Raw genomic sequence first — 1,522 nt, 5'->3', positions numbered from 1 at the left:
GCCACGAGCAGGTTCTCCCGCGTCACCCATCGCCGGTACACCGTGGTCTCGTGCACACCGGAGCGCTTGGCAACACCGGCGACGGTGGCGCCGTCGAACCCGTTGGCGGCCAGCTCCTCGAACGCGGCGGCCAAGACGGTTTGCCGGACATGCTCGCCGCGGCGATGCGATACGCCTGCAGTCATAAGCTGAAGTCTATCGCAACTTTACTTGCATTACGGCCAGGCGAGGCGCATCCTATTGCAAGACAACTTGCAATAGGAGCCCGCAATGGACACGTCAGCACCCCGACTCGACTGCACCGGCGCCACCCCGCCAATCGGCTACCGCCGCTTTCACCGCGACATCAGCATCAACTTCCAGTGCAACCGCTGGGTGCAGTGGATCGGCCCGTCGGCCATCGACGAGGTGACCGACCTGGCATCCCGAGCCAACACCTACCCGGAGTTGATCGACGCCTTTCTCGCCCTGGCCGAGCAGGCCCGCGCGGCGGATCGCGCGTTCGCCGGCGCGTACTACGACCGGGCAGCCGAGTTCTTCATGGTGGCCACCGATCCGCGTCGCTCGGCCACCCGCGCCAGGTTCCTGCATGCGATGCGCACCATCTACGACGTAACGCCCGAGTTTGTCCCGTTTCGCTCTGGCGCACTGCCCGCCTACGACCTGCGGCCGGAGCGCCAGATCGGCGCCCCGATCGTCATGTTCGGCGGATTCGACAGCTATGTCGAAGAGTTCCTGCCGATGATCGCCGGCATGGTCGACGCGGGTCGTCGCATCGTCGTGTTCGACGGTCCGGGCCAGGGCAGCGCACTCGAGGACTTCGGCCTCACGATGATTCCCGAGTGGGAGCAGCCGGTGGGCGCGGTCCTCGACCACTACGGACTCGATGATGTTGCCGCCGTTGGGATCTCGCTCGGCGGTGGTCTGGTGATCAGGGCGGCCGCGTTCGAGCCGCGGATCAGCCGGGTGGTGGCTTTCGACATCCTCGACGACTTTTTTGAGGCGATCGCACGTCAAATCGGCCGCGGTGTCCGAATTCCGTTGCGCGCCTTGCTTGCCGCGCGTGCCAGCCGGGTCGTCAATGCCATTGCCGACCGCGCTGTTGCTCGCAAGCCGGTTTCGGAGTGGGGACTGCAGCAGGGGATGCACGTCACCGGCACTGCCACGCCCTACGACTTCTTACGCTCAACCACTGCCATGAGCACCAGCAAAGTTTCCCACCTGGTGCGCGCCGACGTGCTGCTCCTCGCAGGTGCCGATGACCACTATGTGCCACTGAAGCAGCTGGGGCGCCAGGCGGACACGCTGACCAGCGCGCGATCGGTGACCACACGGATTTTCACCGCCGCCGAGCAGGCGAGCAATCACTGTCAGCTCGGCAACATCGGCGCGGCAGCCCGCCTGATGACCGCGTGGCTGGACTTGACGGCGTCACCGCCGCAGACGGACAAGTCAGTCTTCGACGGCGACACCGCGGCGCGTGCGCCGGCGCCGATGCGCCCCTGACGGTTTGCCAGTCGGG

At 66.2% G+C, this 1,522-nt stretch carries 2 protein-coding genes; one reads left to right on the top strand and one right to left on the bottom strand.

Annotated features, from left to right (window positions below):
• Positions 1-185, bottom strand: a 185-nt coding sequence (locus WAN71_RS21315) for a TetR family transcriptional regulator (RefSeq protein ID WP_422227233.1), incomplete at its 3' end; no start/stop codon positions are given.
• A gap of 85 nt (positions 186-270) precedes the next feature.
• Here WAN71_RS21315 and WAN71_RS21310 point away from each other — a divergent pair.
• Positions 271-1,506 (top strand): alpha/beta fold hydrolase, encoded by a 1,236-nt coding sequence (locus tag WAN71_RS21310; RefSeq protein ID WP_422227232.1) that lies wholly within the window; start codon positions 271-273, stop codon positions 1,504-1,506.
• Positions 1,507-1,522: the final 16 nt, after the last annotated feature.

It is taken from the genome of Mycobacterium sp., from assembly GCF_049280035.1.
In the GTDB taxonomy this organism is placed as follows: Bacteria; Actinomycetota; Actinomycetes; order Mycobacteriales; family Mycobacteriaceae; genus Mycobacterium.
The sequence above is the reverse complement of the archived record's forward strand: the minus strand, read 5'-3'. Positions and strand labels throughout refer to the sequence as shown.